Source organism: Streptomyces sp. NPDC029674 (assembly GCF_044903205.1).
Taxonomy (GTDB): domain Bacteria; phylum Actinomycetota; class Actinomycetes; order Streptomycetales; family Streptomycetaceae; genus Streptomyces.
Window position 1 is genome coordinate 40,971 of the sequence record NZ_JBJDPY010000032.1, and the last position, 25,061, is coordinate 66,031.

The 25,061-nt window shown below is 70.2% G+C and carries 21 protein-coding genes and 1 pseudogene; 8 read left to right on the plus strand and 14 right to left on the minus strand.

Annotated elements, in window-relative coordinates; translation table 11 throughout:
• Positions 1-43: 43 nt before the first annotated feature.
• The 8 genes from ACI2L3_RS39005 to ACI2L3_RS39040 form a co-directional block, all read right to left on the minus strand.
• On the minus strand, positions 44-1,393 hold the full coding sequence (locus ACI2L3_RS39005; protein WP_404757240.1) for a nucleobase:cation symporter-2 family protein: 1,350 nt from the start codon (positions 1,391-1,393) through the stop codon (positions 44-46).
• 361 nt (positions 1,394-1,754) lie between these two features.
• The gene (locus ACI2L3_RS39010; RefSeq protein WP_404757222.1) at positions 1,755-3,155 is read right to left on the minus strand and encodes an 8-oxoguanine deaminase; all 1,401 of its coding nucleotides are present in this window, start codon (positions 3,153-3,155) and stop codon (positions 1,755-1,757) included.
• Between the two features lie 45 nt (positions 3,156-3,200).
• Complete coding sequence (locus ACI2L3_RS39015; RefSeq protein WP_404757223.1) at positions 3,201-4,628, minus strand: nucleobase:cation symporter-2 family protein; 1,428 nt, start codon at positions 4,626-4,628, stop codon at positions 3,201-3,203.
• 67 nt (positions 4,629-4,695) lie between these two features.
• Positions 4,696-5,628, minus strand: coding sequence for a factor-independent urate hydroxylase (pucL, locus tag ACI2L3_RS39020; protein WP_223777660.1), 933 nt, complete (start codon positions 5,626-5,628; stop codon positions 4,696-4,698).
• A 5-nt stretch (positions 5,629-5,633) separates the two neighbouring features.
• Positions 5,634-6,041: a hydroxyisourate hydrolase gene (gene uraH, locus ACI2L3_RS39025; RefSeq protein WP_404757224.1), complete on the minus strand. Its 408-nt coding sequence runs from the start codon at positions 6,039-6,041 to the stop codon at positions 5,634-5,636.
• On the minus strand, positions 6,038-6,550 hold the full coding sequence (uraD, locus tag ACI2L3_RS39030) for a 2-oxo-4-hydroxy-4-carboxy-5-ureidoimidazoline decarboxylase (protein WP_404757225.1): 513 nt from the start codon (positions 6,548-6,550) through the stop codon (positions 6,038-6,040). Before uraD ends, uraH begins: the two co-directional genes overlap by 4 nt.
• A 166-nt stretch (positions 6,551-6,716) precedes the next feature.
• Positions 6,717-7,094, minus strand: a complete 378-nt coding sequence (locus ACI2L3_RS39035; protein WP_404757226.1) for a helix-turn-helix domain-containing protein — start codon at positions 7,092-7,094, stop codon at positions 6,717-6,719.
• Complete coding sequence (locus tag ACI2L3_RS39040; protein ID WP_355805625.1) at positions 7,091-7,369, minus strand: hypothetical protein; 279 nt, start codon at positions 7,367-7,369, stop codon at positions 7,091-7,093. Before ACI2L3_RS39040 ends, ACI2L3_RS39035 begins: the two co-directional genes overlap by 4 nt.
• 126 nt (positions 7,370-7,495) lie before the next feature.
• Between ACI2L3_RS39040 and ACI2L3_RS39045 the strand changes: the two genes are divergently transcribed.
• The 4 genes from ACI2L3_RS39045 (at position 7,496) to ACI2L3_RS39060 (ending at position 12,498) form a co-directional block, all read left to right on the plus strand.
• Positions 7,496-8,320, plus strand: coding sequence for a TIM barrel protein (locus tag ACI2L3_RS39045; protein WP_404757227.1), 825 nt, complete (start codon positions 7,496-7,498; stop codon positions 8,318-8,320).
• Positions 8,321-8,360: 40 nt separating this feature from the next.
• Positions 8,361-9,251: a 2-hydroxy-3-oxopropionate reductase gene (locus ACI2L3_RS39050; RefSeq protein ID WP_404757228.1), complete on the plus strand. Its 891-nt coding sequence runs from the start codon at positions 8,361-8,363 to the stop codon at positions 9,249-9,251.
• A 175-nt stretch (positions 9,252-9,426) separates the two neighbouring features.
• Complete coding sequence (locus tag ACI2L3_RS39055) at positions 9,427-10,884, plus strand: catalase (RefSeq protein WP_404757229.1); 1,458 nt, start codon at positions 9,427-9,429, stop codon at positions 10,882-10,884.
• A 507-nt stretch (positions 10,885-11,391) separates the two neighbouring features.
• On the plus strand, positions 11,392-12,498 hold the full coding sequence (locus ACI2L3_RS39060; RefSeq protein ID WP_404757230.1) for an FAD-dependent oxidoreductase: 1,107 nt from the start codon (positions 11,392-11,394) through the stop codon (positions 12,496-12,498).
• Positions 12,499-12,577: 79 nt separating this feature from the next.
• On the opposite strand, the gene gcl is transcribed toward ACI2L3_RS39060, so the two are convergent.
• On the minus strand, positions 12,578-14,365 hold the full coding sequence (gene gcl, locus ACI2L3_RS39065; RefSeq protein WP_404757231.1) for a glyoxylate carboligase: 1,788 nt from the start codon (positions 14,363-14,365) through the stop codon (positions 12,578-12,580).
• A gap of 243 nt (positions 14,366-14,608) precedes the next feature.
• On the opposite strand from gcl, the gene ACI2L3_RS39070 reads away from it, so the two are divergent.
• Positions 14,609-15,382: a hypothetical protein gene (locus tag ACI2L3_RS39070; RefSeq protein WP_404757232.1), complete on the plus strand. Its 774-nt coding sequence runs from the start codon at positions 14,609-14,611 to the stop codon at positions 15,380-15,382.
• Here the strand turns inward: ACI2L3_RS39070 and ACI2L3_RS39075 are convergent.
• Positions 15,342-16,640 carry an MFS transporter gene (locus ACI2L3_RS39075; protein ID WP_404757233.1) on the minus strand — a complete coding sequence of 433 codons (1,299 nt, stop codon included), beginning with the start codon at positions 16,638-16,640 and terminating at the stop codon, positions 15,342-15,344. The genes ACI2L3_RS39070 and ACI2L3_RS39075 overlap by 41 nt on opposite strands.
• Before the next feature lie 118 nt (positions 16,641-16,758).
• Here ACI2L3_RS39075 and ACI2L3_RS39080 point away from each other — a divergent pair, with 118 nt between their 5' ends.
• Positions 16,759-17,322, plus strand: a complete 564-nt coding sequence (locus ACI2L3_RS39080) for a GNAT family N-acetyltransferase (RefSeq protein WP_404757234.1) — start codon at positions 16,759-16,761, stop codon at positions 17,320-17,322.
• Here the strand turns inward: ACI2L3_RS39080 and ACI2L3_RS39085 are convergent.
• On the minus strand, positions 17,300-18,907 hold the full coding sequence (locus tag ACI2L3_RS39085; RefSeq protein ID WP_404757235.1) for an AMP-binding protein: 1,608 nt from the start codon (positions 18,905-18,907) through the stop codon (positions 17,300-17,302). The two genes, ACI2L3_RS39080 and ACI2L3_RS39085, sit on opposite strands and share 23 nt — an antisense overlap.
• A complete protein-coding gene (locus tag ACI2L3_RS39090; protein ID WP_404757241.1) occupies positions 18,904-20,619 on the minus strand; it encodes an AMP-binding protein in 1,716 nt (571 codons plus the stop codon). Before ACI2L3_RS39090 ends, ACI2L3_RS39085 begins: the two co-directional genes overlap by 4 nt.
• A 168-nt stretch (positions 20,620-20,787) precedes the next feature.
• Between ACI2L3_RS39090 and ACI2L3_RS39095 the strand changes: the two genes are divergently transcribed.
• On the plus strand, positions 20,788-21,624 hold the full coding sequence (locus ACI2L3_RS39095) for a LuxR C-terminal-related transcriptional regulator (protein ID WP_404757242.1): 837 nt from the start codon (positions 20,788-20,790) through the stop codon (positions 21,622-21,624).
• A 71-nt stretch (positions 21,625-21,695) separates the two neighbouring features.
• Here ACI2L3_RS39095 and ACI2L3_RS39100 read toward each other — a convergent pair whose 3' ends face one another.
• A complete protein-coding gene (locus ACI2L3_RS39100; RefSeq protein WP_404757236.1) occupies positions 21,696-22,919 on the minus strand; it encodes a winged helix DNA-binding domain-containing protein in 1,224 nt (407 codons plus the stop codon).
• A 164-nt stretch (positions 22,920-23,083) separates the two neighbouring features.
• Between ACI2L3_RS39100 and ACI2L3_RS39105 the strand changes: the two genes are divergently transcribed.
• Complete coding sequence (locus tag ACI2L3_RS39105; protein WP_404757237.1) at positions 23,084-24,274, plus strand: CorA family divalent cation transporter; 1,191 nt, start codon at positions 23,084-23,086, stop codon at positions 24,272-24,274.
• 287 nt (positions 24,275-24,561) lie between these two features.
• Here ACI2L3_RS39105 and ACI2L3_RS39110 read toward each other — a convergent pair.
• A pseudogene (locus ACI2L3_RS39110) lies at positions 24,562-25,061 on the minus strand (IS5 family transposase); the annotation flags it as partial.

Sequence of the window (25,061 nt, forward strand, 5' to 3'; positions counted from 1 at the left end):
CGCCGTCCCTCGCGCGGTCCGGCCGCGCGAGGGACGAGCGGGCTCAGTGCGCCACCGCCTGGCCCGGCACCCGGGTCTGCGCGATCTCGCCGCCCGGCTCCATCGGCGCCGTCACGTCGTCCTCGTCGCGGCCCTTGCCGATGTGGTTGAAGACCAGGTTCAGGAGCACGGCGGCCACACAGCCCGTCGAGATGCCCGAGTCGAGGATGATCTTCGCGGTCTCCGGGAAGGCGTGGTAGAACTCCGGCGCCGCGATGGGGATCAGGCCGACGGCCAGCGAGACCGCCACGATCAGCACGTTGTTGTCCTTCTCCAGGTTCGCCTTGACCAGCGTCTGGATGCCGCTCGCCGCGACCGAGCCGAAGAGGACCACGCCCGCGCCGCCGAGCACCGGGCGCGGCACGACCGCGATCAGCGAGGCGGCCATCGGGCACAGGCCCATCAGGACGAGGAAGCCACCGCCCGCGGCGACGACGTACCGGCTGCGGATCTTCGTCATCGCGACCAGGCCGATGTTCTGCGCGAAGGCGCTGCACATGAAGCCGTTGAACAGCGGGCTGACCGCCGAGCCGAGACAGTCAGCGCGCAGGCCCGCGGCGATGGTCTTCTCGTCGGCGGGGCGGCCCACGATCTCACCGAGGGCGAGCATGTCGGCCGTCGACTCCGTCATCGAGACGACCATGACGACGCAGAGCGAGACGATCGCGGCGGCCGCGAACTGCGGGGCGCCGAAGTGGAACGGCGTCGGGAAGCCCACGATGTCCGCGTCGCCGACCGGACCGAAGTCCGTGACGCCGAACGGGATCGCGACGAGCGTGCCGATGACCAGGCCGAGCAGGACAGCGATCTGCTTGACGAAGCCGGTGGTGAAGCGGCGCAGCAGCAGGACGATGACGAGCGTGATGCCGGCGAGGCCGAGGTTCTTCATCGAGCCGTAGTCGTCGGCGCCGGGGACGGGCCCCTGCGCCCAGCCGAAGGCGACCGGCATCAGGGAGATGCCGATGAGGGTGATGACCGTGCCGGTCACGACGGGCGGGAAGAAGCGGACCATCTTCGAGAAGAAGGGCGCGGCGATGAAGCCGAGCACACCCGCGACGATCACCGCGCCAAAGATGAGCGGCAGCGCGTCGTCCTTGTTGTCGGTCGACTCCACGACGGCCAGCATCGGCGCGACACCGGCGAAGGTGACGCCGTTGACGAAGGGCAGCCGGGCGCCGATCTTCCAGACGCCGAGGGTCTGGAGGAACGTCGCGAGGCCGGCGGTGAAGAGACAGGCGCCGGTGAGGAAGGTGAGTTCCTTGGCGGAGAGGCCGACCGCGGCGCCGACGATGAGCGGCGGTGCGACGACTCCCGCGTACATGGCGGCGACGTGCTGGAGGCCGGTCGTGGCCATCTTCAGAGCGGGGAGCTTCTCGTCGACCGGGTGTATGGACCCCTCTTCGGTGTCCGGGGCCGGGGTGTCCGGGTCCGGGGTGGTGCCTTGCTTGGTGAACCTGGGCTGAGTGGCCACTGTGGCTCCTCCGGTTGTTTTCCGGTACCGGCTGGGCCGCCGGCACTTTTCGCTTCTGGGAGGTGGGGGGTGGGTGCGTGGTGCAAGGGCTTGCTCGGTATTCGGTTGTGGGAATGCGCCCAGGTAGTACTGACCGCCCCGGGAACGCGAAGCTTTGGGCCACGTTCCGGGGCGGCACTCGAGCAGCCCGCTCGGCTGCTCGAGTCCGGTCAAGGGCCGTCCCCCCTGACCGGAGTTCTCGGGTTCAGCTCTCGGCGGCGATCCGCGCGAGACGCTGCGCCTCCTCCCGCGTGGAGCGGGCGATGGCGTCCTCGTCGGCGTGCAGCAGGCGGCCGTTCTCGACGACCGGCTTGCCGTTGACGAGGGAGAGTGTGACCGGGGCCGCCGCGCCGAAGACGACGGCGGTCACCGGGTCGGCGATCGACGCGTGCCCGATGCCGTCGACCTTCCAGAGCACCAGGTCGGCGAGCTTGCCCGCCTCCAGGGAGCCGATCTGCGTGGCGCGGCCGAGGACCTGCGCGCCGCCGTAGGTGCCGAGGCGCAGCGCCTGACGGGCGTTCAGGGCGGCTTCGCGGTGGGCGCCGAGGCGGTTGATGAGGAGCGCGTTGCGCAGCTCGGTGTGGAGTTCGCCGGACTCGTTGGACGCGGTGCCGTCGACGCCGAGGCCGACGGGGACGCCCGCCTTCAGCATGTCGGGGACGCGGGCGATGCCTGCCGCGAGGCGCGCGTTGGAGGACGGGCAGTGCGCGACACCGGTGCCGGTGCGGGCGAACGCGGCGATGTCGGAGTCGTTCATGTGGACGCAGTGCGCCATCCACACGTCGTCACCGAGCCAGCCGGTCGACTCGAAGTAGTCGGTCGGGCCCATGCCGAAGAGCTCGTGGCAGAACTTCTCTTCCTCGACCGTCTCGCTGCCGTGGGTGTGCAGACGTACACCCAGGCGGCGCGCCAACTCGGCGCCCTGCTTCATGAGTTCGGTCGACACGGAGAACGGCGAGCAGGGGGCCACGGCCACCTGCGTCATCGCGTCGAAGGACGCGTCGTGGTGCTTCTTGACGGTCTCCTCGGTGGCGGCGAGCGCGCCCTCCAGGGTCTCCACGGCGAAGTCCGGCGGCAGACCGCCGTCCTTCTCGCTGCGGTCCATGGAGCCGCGGGCCAGGGTGAAGCGGACGCCCATCTCGGAGGCGGCGCGGATGATCGACCCGGAGAGGTCGCCGGAGCCCTTGGGGAAGACGTAGTGGTGGTCCATGGCGGTGGTGACGCCGCCGCGGGCCATCATGCCGAGGGAGCCCTGTGCGGCGGCGTACGTCATCTGCTCGTCGATGCGGGCCCACGTCGGGTACAGCGCCACCAGCCAGTTGAACAGGTTGTGGTCGGTGGCCAGGCCCCTGGTGATCCACTGGTAGAAGTGGTGGTGCGTGTTGATCAGGCCGGGGGTGACGAGGTGGCCGGTGGCGTCGACACGGCGTACGACGTTCTCCAGGCCTTCCGGGGCCTTGCCCGCGCCGATGGACTCGATCCTGTTCCCGGCGACGACGATGTACCCCGAGGCGTACTCGGTGTCCTGGGCGTCTACGGTCGCGATCGCGGCGTTCTCGATGACGATGCGCTCTGCGGGAGAGCTGGGGTTTGCCGAGGCTGCCATGGTGCTTCCTTTTCTTGCTGGTGGCGATGTGGGCACGGCATGACCCTAGGAAGATTTGAGTGCCGCGGCGGTGGAGCCACGGGTGCCGAGATGGTGGAAGAACAGGTTGAGCGTGACCGCGACGAGCGCGCCGGCGCTGATGCCGGAGCCGAGCACGGTCTGGGCCCACGCGGGGAACTCCGCGTAGAAGGTGGGCGCGGCGAGCGGGATGATGCCCGCTCCGAGCGACACGGCCACCAGGATGATGTTGGAGCTGTCGTCGAGGCCCGCCTCGGAGAGCGTGCGGATGCCGCTGACCGCGATGGAGCCGAAGAGGACGATGCCCGCGCCGCCGAGGACCGGCATGGGGACCACGTTCACGACGGCGCCGAGCACCGGGAAGGCGCCGAGCACGATGAGCGCGCCGCCCGCGACCGCGACGACGTAGCGGCTGCGTACGCGGGTCAGCGAGACCACGCCGACGTTCTGCGCGAAGGCGGAGGTCGGGAAGCCGCCGAAGACGGGTCCCACCAGGGTGGCGATGCCGTCCGTACGCAGGCCACGAGTGATCGTCTTGCCGTCGGTCTTGCGCTCGCAAATCTCGCCGAGGGCCAGCATCCCGGCCGCGGACTCGGTCATCAGGACCAGCATCACGATGCAGAGCGAGAGGATCGCGGCGGGCTGGAAGACGGGGGCGCCGGCGGCGAAGGGCGTGGGCAGCGCGGCCAGCGGAGCGGTCTGCACGGAGGTGAAGTCGGCGAGGCCGAACGGGATCGCGGCGAGCGTGCCGATGAACATGCCCGCCAGCAGGGCGACTTGCTTGAGGAAGCCGCGGCCGAATCGCTGGAAGAACAGGATCACGACGAGCGTGAAGGCGGCGAGCGCCAGGTACTTCATGTCGCCGAACGTCGGGTCGGTGTCGTCGCCGCCCTGCGCCCACTTCACGGGCACGGGCATCAGCGTGACGCCGATGAGGGTGATGACGACGCCGGTGACCAGCGGCGGGAAGAAGCGGAGCAGCCGGCCGAAGAAGGGCCCGACAGCGAGGCAGAAGACGCCCGCGACCATCACCGCGCCGTAGATCGCGGGGAGTTGGTCGCCCTTGGCGTTGGTCTCGGCGATGGCGAGGATGGGCGCGATGCCCGCCGACGACGCGGCGTTCACGAACGGCAGGCGGTTGCCGACGAATCCCTTGACGCCGAGGGTCTGCAGGATGGTGGCGAGACCGGCGATCAGCAGTCCGGCGGCGATCAGCCGGGTCTGCGCCACGGTGTCCAGGCCGCAGGCCTGGCCGATGATGAGCGGAGGGGTGACCACACCCGCGTACATGGCGGCGATGTGCTGGAGTGCGGCGGGGACGAGCCGCGAGGGGTGGAGCTTCTCATCCACCGGATGACAGTCGGCAGTTGACTCGCCGTCAGCTGCTACCGCTGTGTCCGATGGGGTGGAACATGGGCCTTCGGCTGCTGCCGGCCCCTTTGCAGGCTGTGCCATTGCGGATGTTCCCTCCGGTGTGGCGCGCCCCCGCCCACTGCGGTGGGGCGGGGGCGCGCATCCCGCGTCAGAGGTTGGTCATGTCGACCGGGATCTTCGGCTCGACGCCGTCCCGCAGAATCGTGGCCTCGATCAGGCCGTAGGGGCGGTCGGCGGCGTAGTAGACGGCTCCGTCCTTGGCTTCGTTGTCGAGGCCGAAGGGCGAGAGGTCCTGACGGAAGTGGTGCTTGTTGGGCGCGGAGAAGCGGATCTCGTCGATCTCGCTGCGGTTGTTGATGACCCGCGAACCCATCTGGTACAGCGTCTGCTGGAGGGAGAGCGAGTAGGTCTCCACGAAGGCGTGCAGGATGTGCTTCTTCGCCTGCTCGTACGACCGCTCCCAGCTCGGCATGCGCTGCTCGTCGCTGGTCCAGTTGTGCCGCCACCAGGTGGACAGGGAGGTGGCGAGGATGCGGTCGTAATCTTCCTGGAGGGTCGTGTACTTGTCCTTGATGTAGCCCCAGAACTCGGAGTTCGTGGAGTTCATCACGGTCAGGTCCTTCAGACCCGAGAGCACCTCGAACTGCTCGCCGTCGTAGGTGATCTGGGCGAGCCGCGTCTCCTGTCCCTTCCGGACGAAGGAGTGCTTCACCTCGTCGGCGCCGATGAACTTGGCGTTGCTGTCGGAGCCGCCGATGCGCTCCCAGGAGTACTCCTCGATGCGGATCCGCGCGCGGTGGATCGAGGGCTGGCTGTCCACGAAGTGCCGGGCGAGGTGGATGCCGTACTGCTCGGCGGACTCGATGCCGTACTCCTTGGCGAACGCGAAGCAGGTGTTCTTCGTCGTGTCCGTCGGCAGGCAGTTGGCGTTCGAGCCGTTGTAGTGGACGTCGTCCAGGTCGCCGGAGAGGGCGACGGAGACGTTCAGGTCCTTGATGTGATGGGTGTCGCCGTCCCGCGTGATCTTTACGACCCGGTTCTCAGCCTTGCCGTACTGGTTCTGTCCCAGAATGGTGGGCATGTCTGCTAGCTCCCTCGGTAAACGGAGTAGCCGAACGGGTTGAGCAGCAGCGGTACGTGGTAGTGCTCGCCCGGCACGACGGCGAACGTGATCGCCACCTCCGGGAAGAACGCTCCGGTCGTGCCGCTGTCCCGATTCGCGGGGGCGTCCTGCTGCGCCTCGGCTTGCTGGTTGTTCTTGCTCAGGAAGTACGCCTCGGTCTCGAAGTCGAGACGTACGTGCGTGGTCCCCACCGGCAGGGCCGGCAGGTCCTTGCAGCGCCCGTCCGCGTCGGTCGCGCTGCCGCCGAGCACCTGCCACGCCGCGTCCGTGCCGCTGCGGGCGGACAGGGAGATGGCGACGCCCTCGGCGGGCCGTCCGACGCTGGTGTCCAGGATGTGCGTGGACACCGATGCGGTCGTTTCCGTGCTCATGCGGTCTGCTCCTCCAGGAGGCGGGTCAGGCGGATGCGGTTGATCTTGCCCAGTTCGGAGCGGACGATCTCCCGCTCCTGTTCGGGCGAGTTGCCGATCCGTTCCTTGACCGCGTCCCGCATCTGCTCACCGGTACGGCCGGTGGCGCAGATCAGGAAGACGTGACCGAACTTCTCCTGGTAGGCCAGGTTCAGTTCGAGCATCTCGGTCTTGAGTTCCTCGGAGGCGCCTGCCATGCCCCGCTGCTCGCGGGACGAGGTCGGGTCCCCGGGCTTCGGGCGGCCGATCGGCGGGTGCCCCGCCATCGCCTCGGCCAGGTCGTCCGCGGTGAGCTCGGCCATGGCGGCGTCGCTGGCGGCGAAGAGGTCTTCGGCGGTGGCGTAGGGGCGCTGGGAGAGCAGCTTGCTTCCCCAGGCCGAAGAGGCGCAGGCCTCGTGGAGCGCGGCGGTGGCCGCGGCCTCCTCCAAGGCGTTGAACCGGGCAATGTCCGGTGTCGTACTCGAAGTCACGGGAGCCTCCGTGGCCTTGTGCTGGACGGGCTGCGGAACAGCTAAGACCTTGAACAACGCAGCGTCAACACTTTGTTGAAATAACTTGAACAAAGAAGCCGCCACCCGCGAAACGGGTGACGGCTCGGCTGCGTACCGTGAGGGACGTGCGTCCCACGAGGGAGGTTCACTCGCCTTTCGCGGCGTTCTCCCGGTTCAGGTAGTTGTAGACGGTGAAGCGGCTGACGCCAAGGGCACCGGCCACCGTTTCCACGCCGTGCCGCACGGAGAACGCGCCGCGCGCCTCCAGGATCCGCACGACCTCCTGCTTGGACTTGCGGTCCAGCTCCGACAGCGGGCGGCCCTGCTTGCGCTCCAGGGCGAGCAGGATGTGGTCGAGGGAGTCGGCGAGCTGCGGCAGCCGCACGGCCACCACGTCCTCGCCCTCCCAGGCGAGGACGACGTCGTCGACGCCCGCCTGGTCGGGCGGCATCATCTCGCCGCCCATGGCGTCCACCAGCGGTTTCACCGCGGTGACGAAGGGGTCGTCCCCGAAACCGGTCACTTATCCGCCTCCCCCGGGTCCGCCGGCCCGCCCGGCTCGCCGATCACGTTGACCTGGAGCGACACCCGGGTGGCCCCGGCCCCCAGGGACCGGCGCAGCATCGCGTCGACGGCGGTCAGCACCGCGTCGACATCACCCTCGGCCGTATTGCCGAACGGACCTACGTCCACGGCATCCAGCGGGGCCCCCTGAATGACCTCGCGGGCCACCAGCGCATGCGCCGGGGCCTCGTCGAGATCGAAGGGTTCGGTCGTGAACTCCACTCTCAATCGCACGCCCAACAACCTAATGCCGCTCTTCGATTTTTCGGCAGTCCCCTCTTGACAGCTTCCACAGATCGGAGGCAGTCTTCCATCAAGCAGAAATGAACTTCCGCAATACGGAAGGAGCGCGGAAGCCCCATGGGATACTCCGACCAGCGCTTCAATGTGAACCTGTCGATCCTCTTCACCGAGCTCCCGCTCCTGGAGCGCCCCGCGGCCGCCGCGAAGGCCGGCTTCGGCGCGGTCGAGCTGTGGTGGCCCTGGGTCGACGCCCCCACCCCCGAGCAGTCCGAGCTCGACGCCCTGAAGAAGGCGATCGAGGACGCGGGCGTTCAGCTGGTGGGCCTGAACTTCTACGCCGGACAGCTGCCCGGCCCCGACCGGGGCGCCCTGTCCATTCCCGGTGAGGAGAGCGAGAAGTTCCGCGCGAACCTCTCGGTGGCGGCGGACTTCGCCCGGTCACTCGGCTGCAAGGCGCTCAACGCCCTGTACGGCAACCGTGTCGACGGCGTGGACCCGGCGGTCCAGGACGAACTCGCCCTGGAAAACCTGGTGTTGGCCGCCCGAGAAGCCGACCGCGTCGGCGCGATCCTGCTGATCGAGGCGCTGAACAAGCCGGAGTCGCCGCGCTGCCCCATCGTGAGCGCGCCCAAGGCGATCGAGATCGTCGACAAGGTGAACGCGGCGACGGGCCTCGGCAACGCCAAGTTCCTCATGGACCTGTACCACCTGTCCATGAACGGCGAGGACCTCCCGCAGGTGATCGCCGCGTACGCGGACAAGACGGGGCACGTCCAGATCGCCGACAACCCGGGCCGTGGCGCCCCCGGTACGGGATCGCTCCCCCTTGAGGGTCTCCTCGACCAGCTCAAGAAGGCGGGCTACGACGGCTGGGTCGGCCTGGAGTACAAGCCGGGCGACGCCCCGAGCGCCGAGGCGTTCGGCTGGCTGCCGAAGGCCTGAACTCCCCGCCCGTTCACCGCAGTTAGAAAGGCACACCCTCATGAGCAACCTCCCCAAGATCGCGTGGATCGGCCTCGGCATCATGGGCTCCCCCATGTCCGAGAACCTGATCAAGGCGGGTTACTCCGTCACCGGCTTCACGCTGGAGCAGGACAAGCTGGACCGCCTGGCCGCCGCCGGCGGCACCGCCGCGAAGTCCATCGCCGAGGCCGTCAAGGACGCCGACGTGGTCGTCACGATGGTGCCCGCGTCGCCGCAGGTCGAGGCCATCGCGTACGGTCCGGACGGCATCCTGGAGAACGCGAAGTCGGGCGCGCTGATCGTCGACATGTCGTCGATCACCCCGCAGACCTCCGTGGACCTCGCCAAGGCCGCCAAGGAGAAGGGCCTGCGCGTCCTGGACGCCCCGGTGTCCGGCGGCGAGGCGGGCGCCATCGAGGCCGTGCTCTCCATCATGGTCGGCGGCGACCAGGCCGACTTCGACGAGGCCAAGCCGCTCCTCGAAGCCCTCGGCAAGACCATCGTGCTGTGCGGTCCGCACGGCTCGGGCCAGACCGTGAAGGCCGCCAACCAGCTCATCGTCGCCGTCAACATCCAGGCGTGCGCCGAGGCCGTGGTCTTCCTGGAGAAGTCCGGCGTGGACCTGAAGGCCGCGCTCGACGTCCTCAACGGCGGCCTCGCCGGCTCCACCGTGCTGACCCGCAAGAAGGACAACTTCCTGAACCGGGACTTCAAGCCCGGCTTCCGGATCGACCTGCACCACAAGGACATGGGCATCGTCACCGACGCCGCCCGCAACGTCGGTGCGGCCCTGCCGGTCGGCGCGGTCGTCGCCCAGCTGGTCGCCTCGCTGCGCGCCCAGGGCGACGGCGGCCTGGACCACTCCGCCCTGCTGCGCTCGGTCGAGCGCCTCTCGGGCGCCGAGCTCTAGCCCTTCCAGAGCTCCCTCGAACTTCCGGGCCGTGGCGGCGCTGACACCTGTCCTGTCGCGCCCAGGCGTCGCCGCGGCCCGGAACTCCATCATCAACTTCAACAAACTGTTGACGTAGCAGTTCAGGGGTCCTTACGCTCCGAACACCTCAGCAGTCACAGCACGGAAGGTCACGATGTCGAAGCGCGTGCTTACGACCGAGTCCGGCGCCCCCGTCGCCGACAACCAGAACTCCGCCACCGCCGGCGTCGGTGGCCCGATCCTCCTGCAGGACCAGCACCTGCTGGAGAAGCTCGCCCGCTTCAACCGTGAGCGCATTCCGGAGCGTGTGGTGCACGCCCGTGGCTCCGGCGCGTACGGCCACTTCGAGGTGACCGACGACGTCACCGGCTTCACCCACGCCGACTTCCTGAGCGAGATCGGCAAGCGCACCGAGGTCTTCCTGCGCTTCTCGACCGTGGCCGACAACCTCGGTGGCGCGGACGCGGTCCGTGACCCCCGTGGCTTCGCGCTGAAGTTCTACACCGAAGAGGGCAACTACGACCTCGTCGGCAACAACACCCCGGTCTTCTTCATCAAGGACCCGCTGAAGTTCCCCGACTTCATCCACTCCCAGAAGCGCGACCCCTTCACGGGCAAGCAGGAGCCGGACAACGTCTGGGACTTCTGGGCGCACGCCCCCGAGGCCACGCACCAGATCACCTGGCTCATGGGCGACCGCGGCATCCCCGCCTCGTACCGCCACATGAACGGCTACGGCTCGCACACCTACCAGTGGACGAACGCCAAGGGCGAGGCCTTCTTCGTCAAGTACCACTTCAAGACGAACCAGGGCATCCGCTGCCTCTCCTCGGACCAGGCCGCCGAGATCGCGGGCAAGGACCCGAACTCGCACCAGACCGACCTGCTCCAGGCCATCGAGCGCGGCGTGAACCCGTCCTGGACCCTGCACGTGCAGATCATGCCCGCGTCCGAGGCGGCGGACTACCGCTTCAACCCGTTCGACCTCACCAAGGTGTGGCCGCACAAGGACTACCCGCTGCAGCGCGTCGGCCGCCTGGTCCTCGACCGCAACCCGGACAACGTCTTCGCCGAGGTCGAGCAGGCCGCCTTCTCCCCGAACAACTTCGTTCCGGGCATCGGCCCCTCCCCCGACAAGATGCTCCAGGGCCGCCTCTTCGCGTACGCGGACGCGCACCGCTACCGCCTGGGCGTCAACCACACCCTGCTGGCGGTCAACGCCCCCAAGGCGACCAAGGCCGACAACTACGGCCGCGACGGCCTGATGGCGTCCAACGCGTACGGCCGCGACCGCAAGAACTACGAGCCCAATTCGTACGACGGCCCGGTCGAGACCGGCCAGCCACTGTCGGCGCCGCTCGCGATCGCCGGGTACACGGGCACGCACGCCGCCCCGACCCACACCAAGGACGACGACTTCTTCCAGGCGGGCGAGCTCTACCGCCTCATGTCGGAGGAGGAGAAGTCCCGCCTGGTGGCAAACATCGCCGGCGGCCTGTCGCAGGTCTCCCGCGACGACGTCATCGAGAAGAACCTCGCCCACTTCCACGCCGCGGACCCCGACTACGGCAAGCGCGTCGAGGCCGCCGTCCGCGCCCTGCGCGAGGACTGAGCGAGCGAGAACACCCAGGCTGCGCCGGTGAGTTGACGGGAGGTCGACTCGCCGGCGCTGAGCCCGCGCCGACGTCACGGACCCGGATGAGGGGTGGTACGTGACGCGGCCGGGCAGGCACGGTCCGCGGCGGCTCTGCGAGCCAGTGCGGTGGTCAAGGTCCGGCGGATCCCTTCTCGACCTGAGGGAGGGGAACCCCCGGTCCATCGCAACCGCCGCGGTCCCGTCCGACCCCTTCGGGGGCACGAACTCCGCCCGGCAGCGCGTATGCATGTTCCGCCAGTCGCGCGCGGTCGGGCGGTCACAACTCCACAGCCCTGACGGGTGGTCGAGCCGGAGCGGCGAGAACGGGACAGTCCCCGTACTCGCCGCTCTTTCGCGTACGCGTCGACGAGCTGTCGGCGGCCGTCGGTGATCTGTCGGTGATCTGTCGAGGGGCGCGGGGAGATTGGACCGGGCCGGCGCCGCACATCAAGGCACCGGCCGGATCAGGAAGGAAGCACCCCCATGACCACTGACGCCGTCACGATCATCGGCGCCGGGCTCGGCGGCCTCACGCTCGCCCGCGTCCTGCACCTCCACGGCATACCGGCCACGGTGTACGAGGCGGAGTCCTCCCCGGCCTCGCGCTCCCAGGGCGGGATGCTCGACATCCACGACTACAACGGCCAACGGGCCCTGGCTGCCGCGGGCTTGCTGGACGGATTCCGCGAACTCGTCCTCGAGGGCCGCCAGGCGATGCGCGTCCTGGACCCGGACGGCAGCGTCCTGCACGAGATGGCGGACGACGGCACGGGAGGCCGCCCCGAGGTGCAGCGCGGCGAGCTGCGGCAGCTGCTGCTCGACTCGCTCCCGGCCGGCACCGTCCGGTGGGGGCACAAGGTCAGCGGCGCTCGCACGCTCGGCGAGGGGCGCCACGAGGTGACGTTCGCCGACGGCGGCACCGTCGTCACCGGCCTGCTGGTCGGTGCGGACGGCGCCTGGTCCCGGGTCCGGCCACTGCTCTCCGCCGCCACACCCGAGTACACCGGCAAGTCGGTCGTCGAGACCTACCTGTTCGACTCCGACACCCGGCACCCGGCCGCCGCGAAGACGGTCGGCGGCGGGGCGATGATGGCCCTCACGCCGGACCGGGAGCTCTTCGCCCACCGGGAGCGGGGCGACACCCTGCACGCCTACGTGGGCCTGTCCGAGCCGCAGGACTGGTTCGCCGCCATCGACTTCGACGATGCCGCCGGGGCCACCGCCCGGATCGCGCGGGAGTTCGACGACTGGGCGCCGGAGCTCACCGCGCTGATCACCGACAGCGACATCCCGCCGGTCCTGCGCCCCCTCTACGCCCTGCCCACCGGCCACCGGTGGGACCGGGTACCGGGAGTGACCCTGCTCGGCGACGCCGCCCACCTCGCGGCGCCGAACGGCGAAGGCGCCAACCTGGCGATGCTCGACGGCGCCGAACTCGGCGAGGCCCTCGCCGCCCACCCCGGCGACATCGAGGCGGCGCTCACGGCGTACGAGCAGGCCATGTTCCCGCGCAGCGCCGCGGCCGCCGCCTCCGGAGGCCCCGACGAGCTGCTGAACCATCTCCAGGGCCACGCGACGCAGCCGGCGTGAGCGCACGCCGAAGGGGCGGTCCACCCCCCTCGGATGGACCGCCCCTGCCGGAGTGGCGTCAGACCTTCAGCAGGCCTTCTCAGACCTTCAGCGGCCGGATCGCCGTGGGCGCGTGGCCCGGCTCCGTCGCGATCTCCTCGAACTCCTTGACCGCGCTGATGTCGGCGGTGGGGCTCATCGAGATGTTGGTGATGCGCTCCAGGATCGCCTCGACGACGACCGGCACCCGGTGCTCCGCCGCGAGCTTCTTGGCCTGCTCGAAGGCGGGCAGGAGCTCGTCGGGCTCGGTCACACGGATCGCCTTGCAGCCGAGGCCCTCGGCGACCTTGACGTGGTCGACGCCGTAGACACCGAGTTCCGGGGAGTTCTGGTTCTCAAACTCCAGATTGACCTGGAAGTTGATGTCCAGGCCGATCTGCGCCTGCCGGATCAGGCCCAGGTAGGCGTTGTTGACCAGGACGTGGACGTACGGGATGCGGTGCTGCGCGCCGACCGCCAGCTCCTCGATCATGAACTGGAAGTCGTAGTCGCCGGAGAGGGCGACGACGGGGGTCTCCGGGTCGGCCTTGGCGACGCCGAGCGCGGCCGGGATGGTCCAGCCGAGCGGTCCCGCCTGGCCGCAGTTGATCCAGTGCCGCGGCTTGTAGACGTGCAGCATCTGCGCGCCCGCGATCTGCGACAGGCCGATGGTGGTGACGTAACGCGTCTCGGGCCCGAAGGCCTTGTTCATCTCCTCGTAGACGCGCTGCGGCTTCATCGGCACGTTGTCGAAGTGCGTGCGGCGCTGCAGCGTCTCCTTGCGCTTGAGGTGGGAGGCGACCCACTCCGAGCGGTCGGGCAGCTCACCGGCGGCCTTGAGCTCCTTGGCGACCTCGACGAACAGCTCCAGGGCGACCTTGGCGTCCGACGCGATGCCGTAGTCGGGCGCGAAGATCTTGCCGATCTGGGTGGGCTCGATGTCGACGTGCACGAACTTGCGGCCCTGGGTGTACACGTCCAGCTTGTAGCCGGTGTGGCGGTTGGCCCAGCGGTTGCCGATGCCGAGGACGAAGTCCGACTCCAGGAACGTCGCGTTGCCGTAGCGGTGGCCGGTCTGCTGGCCGACCATGCCCGCGTTCAGGTCGTGGTCGTCGGGGATGGTGCCCCAGCCCATCAGGGTCGGCACGACGGGGGTGTTGGTGATCTCGGCGAACTCGACCAGGAGGTCACTCGCGTCGGCGTTGATGATGCCGCCGCCCGCGACGATCAGCGGGCGCTCCGACTCGACCAGGAAGCGGATCGCCTTCTCGATCTGGGCGCGGGTCGCGGCCGGCTTGTAGACCGGCAGCGGCTCGTACGTCTCCGGGTCGAACTCGATCTCGGTCTGCTGCACGTCGATGGGCAGGTCGATGAGGACCGGGCCCGGGCGGCCCGAGCGCATCAGGTGGAAGGCCTGCTGGAAGACGCCGGGGACCTGCGCGGCCTCCAGGACGGTGACGGCCATCTTCGTGACCGGCTTGGCGATCGTCGCGATGTCGACGGCCTGGAAGTCCTCCTTGTGCAGGAGGTGCGTCGGGGCCTGGCCGGTGATGCAGAGGATCGGGATGGAGTCGCCGATCGCCGAGTACAGACCGGTGATCATGTCGGTGCCGGCCGGACCCGACGTACCGATGCAGACGCCGATGTTGCCCGGGTTGGCCCGGGTGTAGCCCTCGGCCATGTGCGAGGCGCCCTCGACATGGCGGGCGAGCGTGTGGTCGATGCCACCGCCCTCCTTGAGCGCCTTGTAGAAGGGGTTGATCGCGGCGCCCGGCACACCGAACACGTTGACGACACCTTCGCGCTTGAGGATCTCAACTGCCGCGCGGACAGCGGTCATACGAGCCATGGGGTTCTCCTGCTTCGACAGCTACGACAGCTCTTCGGCTGCCGGATACGGCTGGCGGATCCGGCTCCCGTCGCGCCCCGCGGTGAGCTTCTGTTTCCGCATTGTGGAAATTTTGTTCTGCTATATGGAAGCAATGTAAGCGGGTGGGCGGGAGACCGTCAAGGGAGGGTCCGCGGAACGTCTCGCCAACTGGCAGCCGCCGGGCATTCCTTGGGTGGAGGATGGGGAGGACTGTCAGGGCGTATGCGGCAGGTGGTGGTGACGGTGACGGACGGTGCCGGTGGTGTACCCGTACGGTGTCCGGGCTGTCGGCGCGAGCATCTGTACGTCGCGCCGTCCTACCCCTGCGTGTGCGGCGCCCCGGTGGTCCCGCCGCTGGACCGGAACGCGCCGGTGACACCGGTCACCGACCGGGCCTGGGCAGACGAATGGATCACGGTGCGCTGCGGCGCCTGCGGCCGCCGGGACCCCTGGCCCCACCCGGAGCTGGACTGCGCGTGCGGGGCGGTGCTGCGCGTTCCGGTCGTCGGCGGCCCGCGGGCGGAGCCCCGCGACGACGGGGAGGTAGAGGGGGCCGGGGACGAGGACGAGGAGGACTCGGGGGCGTGCAGCGCTCCGCGGGCCCGGCCCGACTTCCGGCCGGTGTCGATCCGGGACGAGCGCGACGCCGTGACCGTGGTCGCCCTGTACCTGCGGTGGCTCGGCTACCTCAATACGAGGAGTGCCGCGCGGCGCCCGCCCTCCGGGGCCCGGATCTCCGCACGCGGCATGCTCGCGCAGGTCGAGCCCGCGATGCGGCCCACCACCCTGCGGGACATCGAGTGCCTGTGGCTGACCGCCATGACGGAGGCCGGCGACGCCCCCGTCGCCTGCGCCTTCTTCTCCCTCGCCGGGTACACGCCCGGCGCCCGCAGCGGCGCGGACGCCCTGGGCGTGCCGCTGTTCACCATGGACCCGTCCGGCACGCCCCGGCCGGTCAACGGCGCGGCGGAGGCACTGGTCGACGGCGGGGCGTGACGGCGCCCCGGCCGGCCCCGCGCAGGTGCGCCAGGTGGCGGGCGAGCGCGAGTGCCGCGAGGAGCGAGACCAGCCCGCACACCCCGGTCCAGCCGAAGGCTCCGTACGCGTCCACCGAGAGCCAGGAACCGACGCTTCCGCCGAGGTAGGCGCAGGTCATGTACGCCGTGTTGAGCCGGGCGCGCGCCCGGTCGCTCAGCCCGAAGATCCGCACCTGGTTGGCGACCGTGCCGGACTGCATCGCCACGTCGAGCAGCAGCGACCCCACCGCCAGCGCCGCGAGGCCCACGGCCCCGCCGAGCCCCCCGGCGAAGAGGACACCGGCCGCCACCAGGACGGCGACGATGCAGACGAAACTGACCGCGTCGGGCCCCCGGCGGTCCACCTGCCGCCCCGCCACCGGCGTACAGATCATCGTCGCCGCGTTGACCAGGGCGAGCACACCGACCGCCGACGCACCGAGCCCGTACTCGGGACCGGTCAGCAGCAGCGCGACCCCGGTCCACAGCGCCGAGAACCCCCCGAAGATCATCGCCTGGTAGAAGCCGGAGCGCCGCAGGTCGGGCTCGGTACGCAGCAGACGGAGCGTTTCGACGAGCAGCGCGGGGTAGCGCTGCCGGGACGGCGCGGTCGACCTCGGGAGCGCGCGGGCCAGCACGCAGGCGATGAGCAGGGCAACGGCGGACGTCATCAGATAGGGGGCGCGCCACCCCAGCCACTCCCCCACCGTGCCGCCGAACACGCGCGACAGCAGCATGCCGCCGATGGACCCGCTCAGGAGCGTGCCCGCGACGGCGCCACGGCGTTCGGCGGGGACGAGGCCGGCCGCCGTGGGCGCGATGACCTGGGCCACGACGGTGGTGACGCCCACGAGGACGCTCGCGCCGACCAGCGGCGAGATGCCCGGTGCCACGCCCGCGCCGAGCAGGCCGAGTCCGGTGAGCGCGAGGAGCGTGACGATCAGCGTCCGGTACGGGACGCGGTCGCCGAGCGGCACGAGGAGGAAGATGCCGCCCGCGTACCCGAACTGGGTCGCCGTCACGACGAGCGCCGCCGTGTCCGCCGACACGTGCAGCCCGTCGGCGACCAACGGGCTGACGGCCTGCGGGAAGTAGACGTTCCCGACGGCCACGCCGCAGGTGACGGCGAGCAGCAGGACCATGCCGCGGCTCAGCCCGGGCGGACCCGCGGCGCCGGCCGGCCCCTGCCCGGTGCCAACTCTTCCCGGGTCGCCGGACTTGGACAGGCGCACACTCACCTCGCGGAATCGGCGGACGGACCGGCCCACGATCGCCGGTCCGGCCCCGGCCGCACAACCCTTTTTGGCCGGGGCGTACTCGGGCCGGGGCGTACTCGGGCCGGGGCATACTCGCCGCATGGTCATCCGCCCCGCCACCGCCGCCGAATTTCCCGCGCTCCAGGACATCGAGCGCGCCGCGGGCGAGCCGTTCCGCGCGCTCGGCATGGCCGCGATCGCGGACGACGAGCCGCCCGCCGTCGAGGAGCTGGAGCGGTTCCGCCGGGCGGGCCGCGCGTGGGTCGCCGTCGACGGGGACGGGGACGAGGGCGGGGCGCCGGTCGCGTACCTGCTCGCCGAGCTCCTCCCCGACGCCGAGGCGCTCCACATCGAGCAGGTCTCCGTGCACCCGCGCGCCGCCCGCCGCGGCGTCGGCCGCGCCCTGATCGAGTACGCCGCGGGGCGGGCCCGCGCGGAGGGGGCGACCGCGCTGACCCTGACCACGTTCACCGACGTCCCGTGGAACGCCCCGTACTACGCCCGCATCGGCTTCCGCCCGCTCACGGAGAGCGACCTCACCCCGGCCCTGCGGGCGATCCGCGCGCACGAGGCGGAGCTGGGCCTGGACCGCTGGCCCCGCCTCTGCATGCGCCGCGACCTCGGCGCGTCCCCGGACGCCGTCACTCCCCGTACCGCTCCCTGAGCTCGATCTTGCGTACCTTCCCCGAGACCGTCATCGGGAAGGAGTCCAGGATCCGCAGGGCGGTCGGGATCTTGTAGTGGGCCAACTGCCCCTCGCAGTACGCCCGCAGCTCCTCCAACGTCAGCGCGTCGTCGGGGTCCCGCGGGATCACGCAGGCCAGCGGCGTCTCCCCGTACCGCTCGTCCGGTACGCCCACCACCTGTACGTCGGCGATCTTCGGATGGCCGTACAGGAACTCCTCGATCTCCCGGGGGTAGATGTTCTCGCCACCCCTGATGATCATGTCCTTGATGCGGCCGACGATCTGGACGTAGCCGTCCTCGCGCATGACGGCAAGGTCGCCGGTGTGCATCCAGCGGCCGGAGTCGATGACCTCCGCGGTCCGTTCCGGCTCGCCCCAGTAACCGAGCATCACGCTGTAGCCGCGGGTGCACAGCTCGCCGGAGGTGCCGCGCGGCACGGTCACGCCGGTCGCCGGGTCGACGACCTTCACCTCGACGTGCGGCAGCACCCGCCCGACCGTCCCCGTGCGGCGCTCCAGGTCGTCGTCGCGGCGCGTCTGCGTGGAGACGGGCGACGTCTCGGTCATGCCGTAGCAGATGGAGACCTCCGCCATGTGCATCTCGGCGACGACCCGCTTCATCACCTCGACCGGGCAGGGCGAGCCCGCCATGATGCCGGTGCGCAGCGAACTCAGGTCGTACGTCGCGAAGTCGGCGAGGTTCAGCTCCGCGATGAACATCGTCGGCACCCCGTACAGCGAGGTGCAGCGCTCGCGCTCGACGGCGTGCAGGGTGGCGACGGGATCGAACGACGGCGCGGGGATGACGACGCACGCGCCGTGCGAGGTGGCGGCGAGATTGCCCATCACCATGCCGAAGCAGTGGTAGAAGGGGACGGGCAGGCACACCTTGTCCTGCTCGGTGTAGCCGACGGTACGCCCCACCCAGTATCCGTTGTTGAGGATGTTGTGGTGGGAGAGCGTGGCTCCCTTCGGGAAGCCGGTGGTGCCCGAGGTGTACTGGATGTTCACCGGGTCGTCACAGCTCAACTGCGCTTCGCGCTCGGCGAGTTGCCGCGCGCTCACGGAGGCGGCGGCATCCAGTAGCTCGTCCCACGACCCGTGTCCGATGTAGTGGACGGCACGGAGTCCGGGACAGCGGGGCCGCACCTCGTCGACGAGCGCGCGGTAGTCGCTGCTCTTGTGGGCCTGCGAGGCGACGAGGACGGAGACGCCCGCCTGGTTGAGCACGAACTCCAACTCGTGCGCCCGGTAAGCGGGGTTGATGTTCACCATGACGGCGCCGATGCGCGCGGTGGCGTACTGCACGAGGACCCACTCGGCACAGTTCACCGCCCAGATGCCGACCCGGTCGCCCTTGGCGACCCCCGCCCCGATGAACCCCCGCGCCAGCCGCTCGACGTCGGCGCCGAATTCGGCGTACGTCCATCGGGTGCCCGCGGCGACGTCCACGAGCGCGTCCCGCTCCGGCCAGGCCGCCACGGCACGGTCGAGGTTGCGCCCGATGGTGTCGCCCAGCAGCGGCGTACCGCTCGTACCGTGTGCATAGGACGGTTCGCTCACCGGAAGTCCTCCTCGCGGTACTCCGCGTCCGAGCCCGCGGCGGTCGCCTCGCGCAGCTCGATGCGGCGGATCTTGCCGGACACCGTCTTGGGGAGCGTACCGAACTCGATGCGGCGCAGCCGCTTGTACGGCGCGAGCACCGCGCGGGAGTGCTCGAAGAGCAACTTGGCGGTGTCCGGCCCAGGTTCGAAGCCCTCGGCGAGCACGACGTACGCCTTGGGGACGGCGAGCCGCACCGGGTCGGGCGCCGGCACTACGGCGGCCTCGGCCACCGCCTCGTGCTCCAGCAGCGCGCTCTCCAGCTCGAACGGCGAGATCTTGTAGTCGGACGCCTTGAACACGTCGTCGGCCCGGCCCACGTAAGTGATGTAACCGTCCTCGTCCCGCGAACCGATGTCACCGGTGCGGTAGTAGCCGCCCGCCATGGCCTCCGCGGTGCGCTCGGGGTCACCGTGGTAGCCGGCCATCAGGCCCACGGGGTCCGCCCCCAGGTCGAGGGCGATCTCCCCCTCCGCCGCGCCCGGCGCACCCGTCACCGGGTCGAGGAGCTCGACGGCGAAACCGGGCGTGGGCCGCCCCATGGAGCCGGGCTTCAGCTCCTGCCCCGGTGTGTTGGCGACCTGGACGGCGGTCTCGGTCTGCCCGAACCCGTCGCGGATGGTGACGCCCCAGTCGCGCCGCACCTGCTCGATGACCTCGGGGTTGAGCGGCTCACCGGCCGCGACGACCTCGCGCGGCGGGGTGCGCAGCTGCGTCAGATCGGCCTGGATGAGCATGCGCCACACGGTGGGCGGCGCGCAGAACGACGTCACACCGGCCCGGTCCATCTCCGCCATGAGCCGACTCGCGTCGAAGCGCGCGTAGTTGTGGATGAAGACGGTGGCCTCGGCGTTCCACGGCGCGAAGAGGTTCGACCAGGCGTGCTTGGCCCAGCCGGGCGAGGAGATGTTCAGATGGACATCGCCGGGCTCGAGCCCGATCCAGTACATTGTCGCCAAGTGCCCGACGGGGTACGACACATGGGTGTGCTCGACCAGCTTCGGGCGGGCGGTGGTGCCCGAGGTGAAGTAGAGCATCAGAGGGTCGTCGGCGAGGGTGATGCCTTCGGGCTCGAAGAGGTCGGACGCGGCGTCAGCTCCAGTGTCGGCTTCGGCTTCGGTGTACGCGATCCAGCCCTCGCGCTCGGCGCCGACGACGATCCGGGTGTAGTCACCGGGCACGTCGTCGAACTTGGCCGTGTCCTCGGAGCGTACGACGACGTGCCGGGCGCGGCCACGGTCGATGCGGTCGCACAGGTCGACGGGGCCGAGCAGCGGTGTCGCCGGGATGACGACGGCGCGCAGCTTCATCGCGGCGAGGGCGATCTCCCAGAGCTCGACCTGGTTGCCGAGCATCACGACGATGCGGTCGCCGGCCCGCACTCCCCGCCCGCGCAGCCAGTTGGCGACGCGGTTCGAGCGGGCGGACAGCTGGGCGAAGGAGCGGCGGGTCTCCTCGCCGTCCTCCTCGACGATGTGCAGGGCGGTCCTGTCGTTGCCGTCGGCGATGACGTCGAACCAGTCGAGCGCCCAGTTGAACCGCTCGGGCCGCGGCCAGGCGAAGCCCTCGTACGCGGTGGCGTAGTCCTCTCGATGCCGCAGGAGAAAGTCCCGAGCGGTACGGAACTGCTCCGTACCGGACTGGCCCGTGGCACTCGTCCCGTCAGTCGTCATATGCACCCCATGCACTCCTGCTCGTGCGGCCGTACTCATTGCCGGACGCTACGCGACATCGTGTAATTCGTGGTGCGGGTTCCACTACCCCCGGACGGGGGTGTTGCGGGGTGTGTTGCGGGACGAGAGGGCGGATGCGTGTCGGCTGACGGCGGTGAGACGGTGGAGATGCGGACCGCTCTGCGGCGGCTGCGGCGCGGCACAGGTCTCCCGGTGGCCTTCGGCGGCCTCCTCGAAGGCCCCGGCCAAGTGCGGCTCCGCGAACTGAGCGGCACGGGGACGCGCGCTCTGCAAGGCCTCGCCATCTCCTCCGGGAACGGCCTCGGCGGCAAGGCGGTCGCCCTGTCACGGCCATGCGCGGTCACCGACTACCACGTGTCGCGGCACATCAGCCACGAGTACGACGCGGCGGTCGCGGCCGAGGGCCTGCGGTCGGTGCTCGCGGTGCCCGTGGTGGTACGTCGCCGGGTGCGCGGCGTGCTGTACGGCGCGCTGCGCGCGGCCCAGCCGCTCGGCGACCGGACACTGTCGGCGGCGGTGGCGGCGGCCCGCGACGTGGAGCAGGCCCTCGTCGTACGTGACGAGGTGAGGTCGCTGCTCACGGCGGCGCGGTCGGAGGCGGGGACCGCCCCGGAGGCGGGCGCGGGCGCGGGGGCGGAGGCGTGGGAGCGGGTGCGTGAGGTGCACGGGGCGCTGCGGGATCTTGCGCCGCGCGTCGCGGACGCGGCGTTGCGGGCGGAACTCCTGGCGGTGTGCGGGCGGTTGGAGTCGGCGGCGGTGCCGGTCCCGGACCGCACCGGGGACCGCCCCGTCTCCCTCGCGCCCCGCGAGGTCGACGTGCTGTCCTGGGTGGCCGCGGGCGTCACGAACGCGACCGCCGCCGAACGGCTCGGACTCCGCCCGGAGACGGTGAAGGGCTACCTCCGCTCGGCGATGCGGAAGCTGGGCGCGCACACGCGGTGGGAGGCGGTGGTGAGGGCGCGCCGGGCGGGCTTGCTGCCGTAACTCCAGTCAGCAGTCAGCCGCCAACTACCGTCGGGCGTCGATGCCGGCCCCCGAAGCGGACGTCACACGCATCAGGCACCGACGACGGCCCCAAAGCGGATGTCGTACGAAGAAGACGTCTCCGCGATCCGCGTCAGCATCCGCTCCGCCTCCCGCACCAGCTCGTCCCGCTGAGCGCGGCCGGGCCGCCCGAACGGCTCGATGGTGAGCACGGCGCTCCCGCTCTTGGGGTCCTCCACCAGCCGCCACACCCCGGCGAGGAACCCGTCGAGGAGGAAGACGGAGTAGGAGAAGTTCCCCTTCCACGTGCGCCCCTTGTACTCGGCGGGGACGACGCGGGACCGGTCGGCGTGCGAGAGGAGGAGGTTGTCGAACTCGGGCAGGAAACGGGGCGGGGCCGGGGTGTCGGCGTCGGGGCGCGGCGCGTCGGGCAGGTCGAAGAGTTCGACGCCGTTCTCGTCGCGGAACGTACGCAGCCGGGGCCGGAGCCGCTCGAAGACCTCCCGCAGCCGGGTGAGCCGGACCCAGGTCTGCATGTCCTTGACGGAGGCGGGCCCGAAGGCGGCGAGGTAGCGCAGGACGGCACCGTCAAGAGAGGCGACCCCGGCCCTGTCTTCGGCAGCGTCCGCCGCACTCCTGTCGAGGTCGTCGCCGAGCCACTGCCCGAGGGTGGTGAGGGCCACCTGCCCGCTGCGCCGCCACAGCCCGCGCGGGGTGACCTGGACGAGCGGCAACGTACAGCGGGCGGCGACGGCGAGGGACTGCGGGTCGGCATCGGGCCACCGGACGAGCAGCACCTCGCGGAGCTGCTTCATCGTGCGCGGCTCCGCCTCGACGGCCTCACGCGCAAGCTCCGCGAGCTCGGTCAGGTCGACGCCGGCGAGCCCTTTGCGGAAACCCGTGAGCTCACGTTCGCGCGCGTCCTGCACGAGGGGCCGCAGGGTGCGGGCGTCGTCGGCGGTGTGCAGATGGATGGTGGAGCGCAGGGTGACGATGCGGACCAGCTCGCGCGCTTCCAGGAGCGCGGAGAGCTCGGCAGGGTCGAAGTCCGCGAGACGCGCGGCGAGGGCGCAGTACGGCGGCTTGACGTTCTGCGCCTGCAGTCCGACGAGATGGGCGACGGCGTCCTTGACGGAGAGACCACGGGCCCGACGCAGGAGGAGCTGCCGGTCGAGGGTGGCGCGGTTGAGGGCGCGGGTCCCCAGTACGGGACTGGATGCGGCCGAGCCCGAGCCCGAGTTCGAGTTCGAGTCCGAGTCCGAGTACGTCGTCTTCGTCATAGTCGTCTTCGTCATACCGGTCACGCTAACGAGGGTCGCGGACAGATACGGTCCGCGATGAGCCACGACCACGACGAGCCGCCCTCCCCACTCACCCCATTTGGCCCGCATATCCTGATCAGCGACCGAATGAACAAGTGGGACAAGACAGCCGAGCGTCGACAGAGGAGGCGGCCAGCATGACGGAGCGCCGAGCCCGTCCGGTACCGACCGCGAACACCAAGAAACACCCATGGCGGCGCACAACGCGCCCCTCGACGCCCGCACCCGCCAAGACCCCCCAGGCCCAACCGCACCCGGCCGCGAACCCTGCGGAGGCCACCCCGGAGAACACCCCCCACCCGGACGCGGACAGCGTCGTCGAGGCGGCGCTGTACCGGGACGGCGTCCGCGTGGCGACATCCACGTCCCTGGCGGACACGTTCCGCGCGCTGCGCGACGCACCGGACGGCATGGCATGGATCGGCCTGGCACGCCCGACGGACGCCGAAATCCTGACGCTCGGCGCCGAGTTCGACCTCCACGAGCTGGCCCTCGAGGACGCGATGGAGGCCCACCAACGCCCGAAGCTGGAACGCTACGGAGAGACACTTTTCGTGGTCCTCCGCGCGGCCCGCTACCTCGACGCCGCCGAGGAGGTCGACTTCGGCGAACTGCACGTCTTCGTGGGCCCCGACTTCGTCATCACGGTCCGGCACGGCGCGGCCCCCGACCTGTCGGCGGTCCGCCGCCGCATGGAGGACTCCCCCGACCTCCTCAAACTCGGCCCCGAGGCGGTGCTGTACGCGATCCTGGACGCGGTCGTCGACGGCTACGCCCCCGTCGTCGCGGGCGTCCAGAACGACATCGACGAGATCGAGACGGAGGTCTTCCGCGGCGACCCGGAAGCCTCCCGCCGCATCTACGAACTCTCCCGCGAAATGGTCGAGTTCCAACGAGCCACCCGCCCCCTGGTCAGCATGCTGCACGCCCTGATGGCAGGCTTCACCAAATACGGCACGGACGACGAACTCCAGCGCTACCTGCGCGACGTCGCCGACCACGTCACCCACACCAGCGAACGCGTCGACGGCTTCCGCCAGGCCCTGGCCGACATCCTCACGGTCAACGCGACCCTGGTGACCCAGCAACAGAACGCGGAAATGCGAGCCCTGGCAGAAGCGGGCTTCGAACAGAACGAGGAAATCAAAAAGATCTCCTCCTGGGCGGCCATCCTCTTCGCCCCCACCCTGGTCGGCACGATCTACGGCATGAACTTCGAGACCATGCCAGAACTACGCTGGGTGTTCGGGTACCCCTTTGCCGTTGCCCTGATGGGGGTTGTCTGCACCGCTTTGTACCTTGTGTTCAAGCGTCGAGATTGGCTCTGAACAACCACGTCAACAATAGGGATCGACCGTGCGCAAGATGCGGATCTGCCGCTCTCAGGTGCCCCGGGAGCCTCTGGGAAGAATTTGGGGAGAATCGGCCGGAGCCGCGCCGGCCTGCAGTCGCCGCCACGGACCTTAAACCTGCAGGTGTCACTGCGTCCCACCGGACTGGGCCAGCCTCTGGCAGGGTGACGCAGAGTAGTCGTTGGCGATACGCCGAAGGCGGCTGGGGCGCAGCGAATGCTGTGCCCCAGCCGCCTTCGGTTAAGTTCGGTTAAGACGTGATTTCACTTGGTCAGTCGGCGGTGGCATATGAGGGTCGCGGCGATGGCAGTGAAGGCGAGAAAGTGTTCCGGCTTCCGCTCGTAGCGGCGGTGCAGGCGGCGGCAGCCGGACAGCCAGGACACGGTCCGTTCTACGACCCAGCGGTGCCGGCCCAGGTGCCGGGATGAGTCGATGCCCTTGCGGGCCAAGCGGTGCCGGATACCGCGGGAGGCGAGCCATCGCCGCAGGTGGCGGTAGTCGTAGCCCTTGTCCCCGTGCAGCTTCCCGGGCCGCCTGCGCCGTGGGCCTCGACGCGAGCCGATGGGCGGGATGCCGCGGACCAAGGGGAATGAGGGCCTGGCTGTCGTGGAGGTTGGCAGCGGAGATGCCGATCGACAGGGACAGGCCCCGGCGGTCGACGAGAAGGTGGATTTTCGATCCCTTCTTGCCGCGGTCGGTCGGATACGGTCCCGTCAGCTGCCCCCTTCGAGAGCCCGGACGCTGACGGAGTCGATCGCGCACC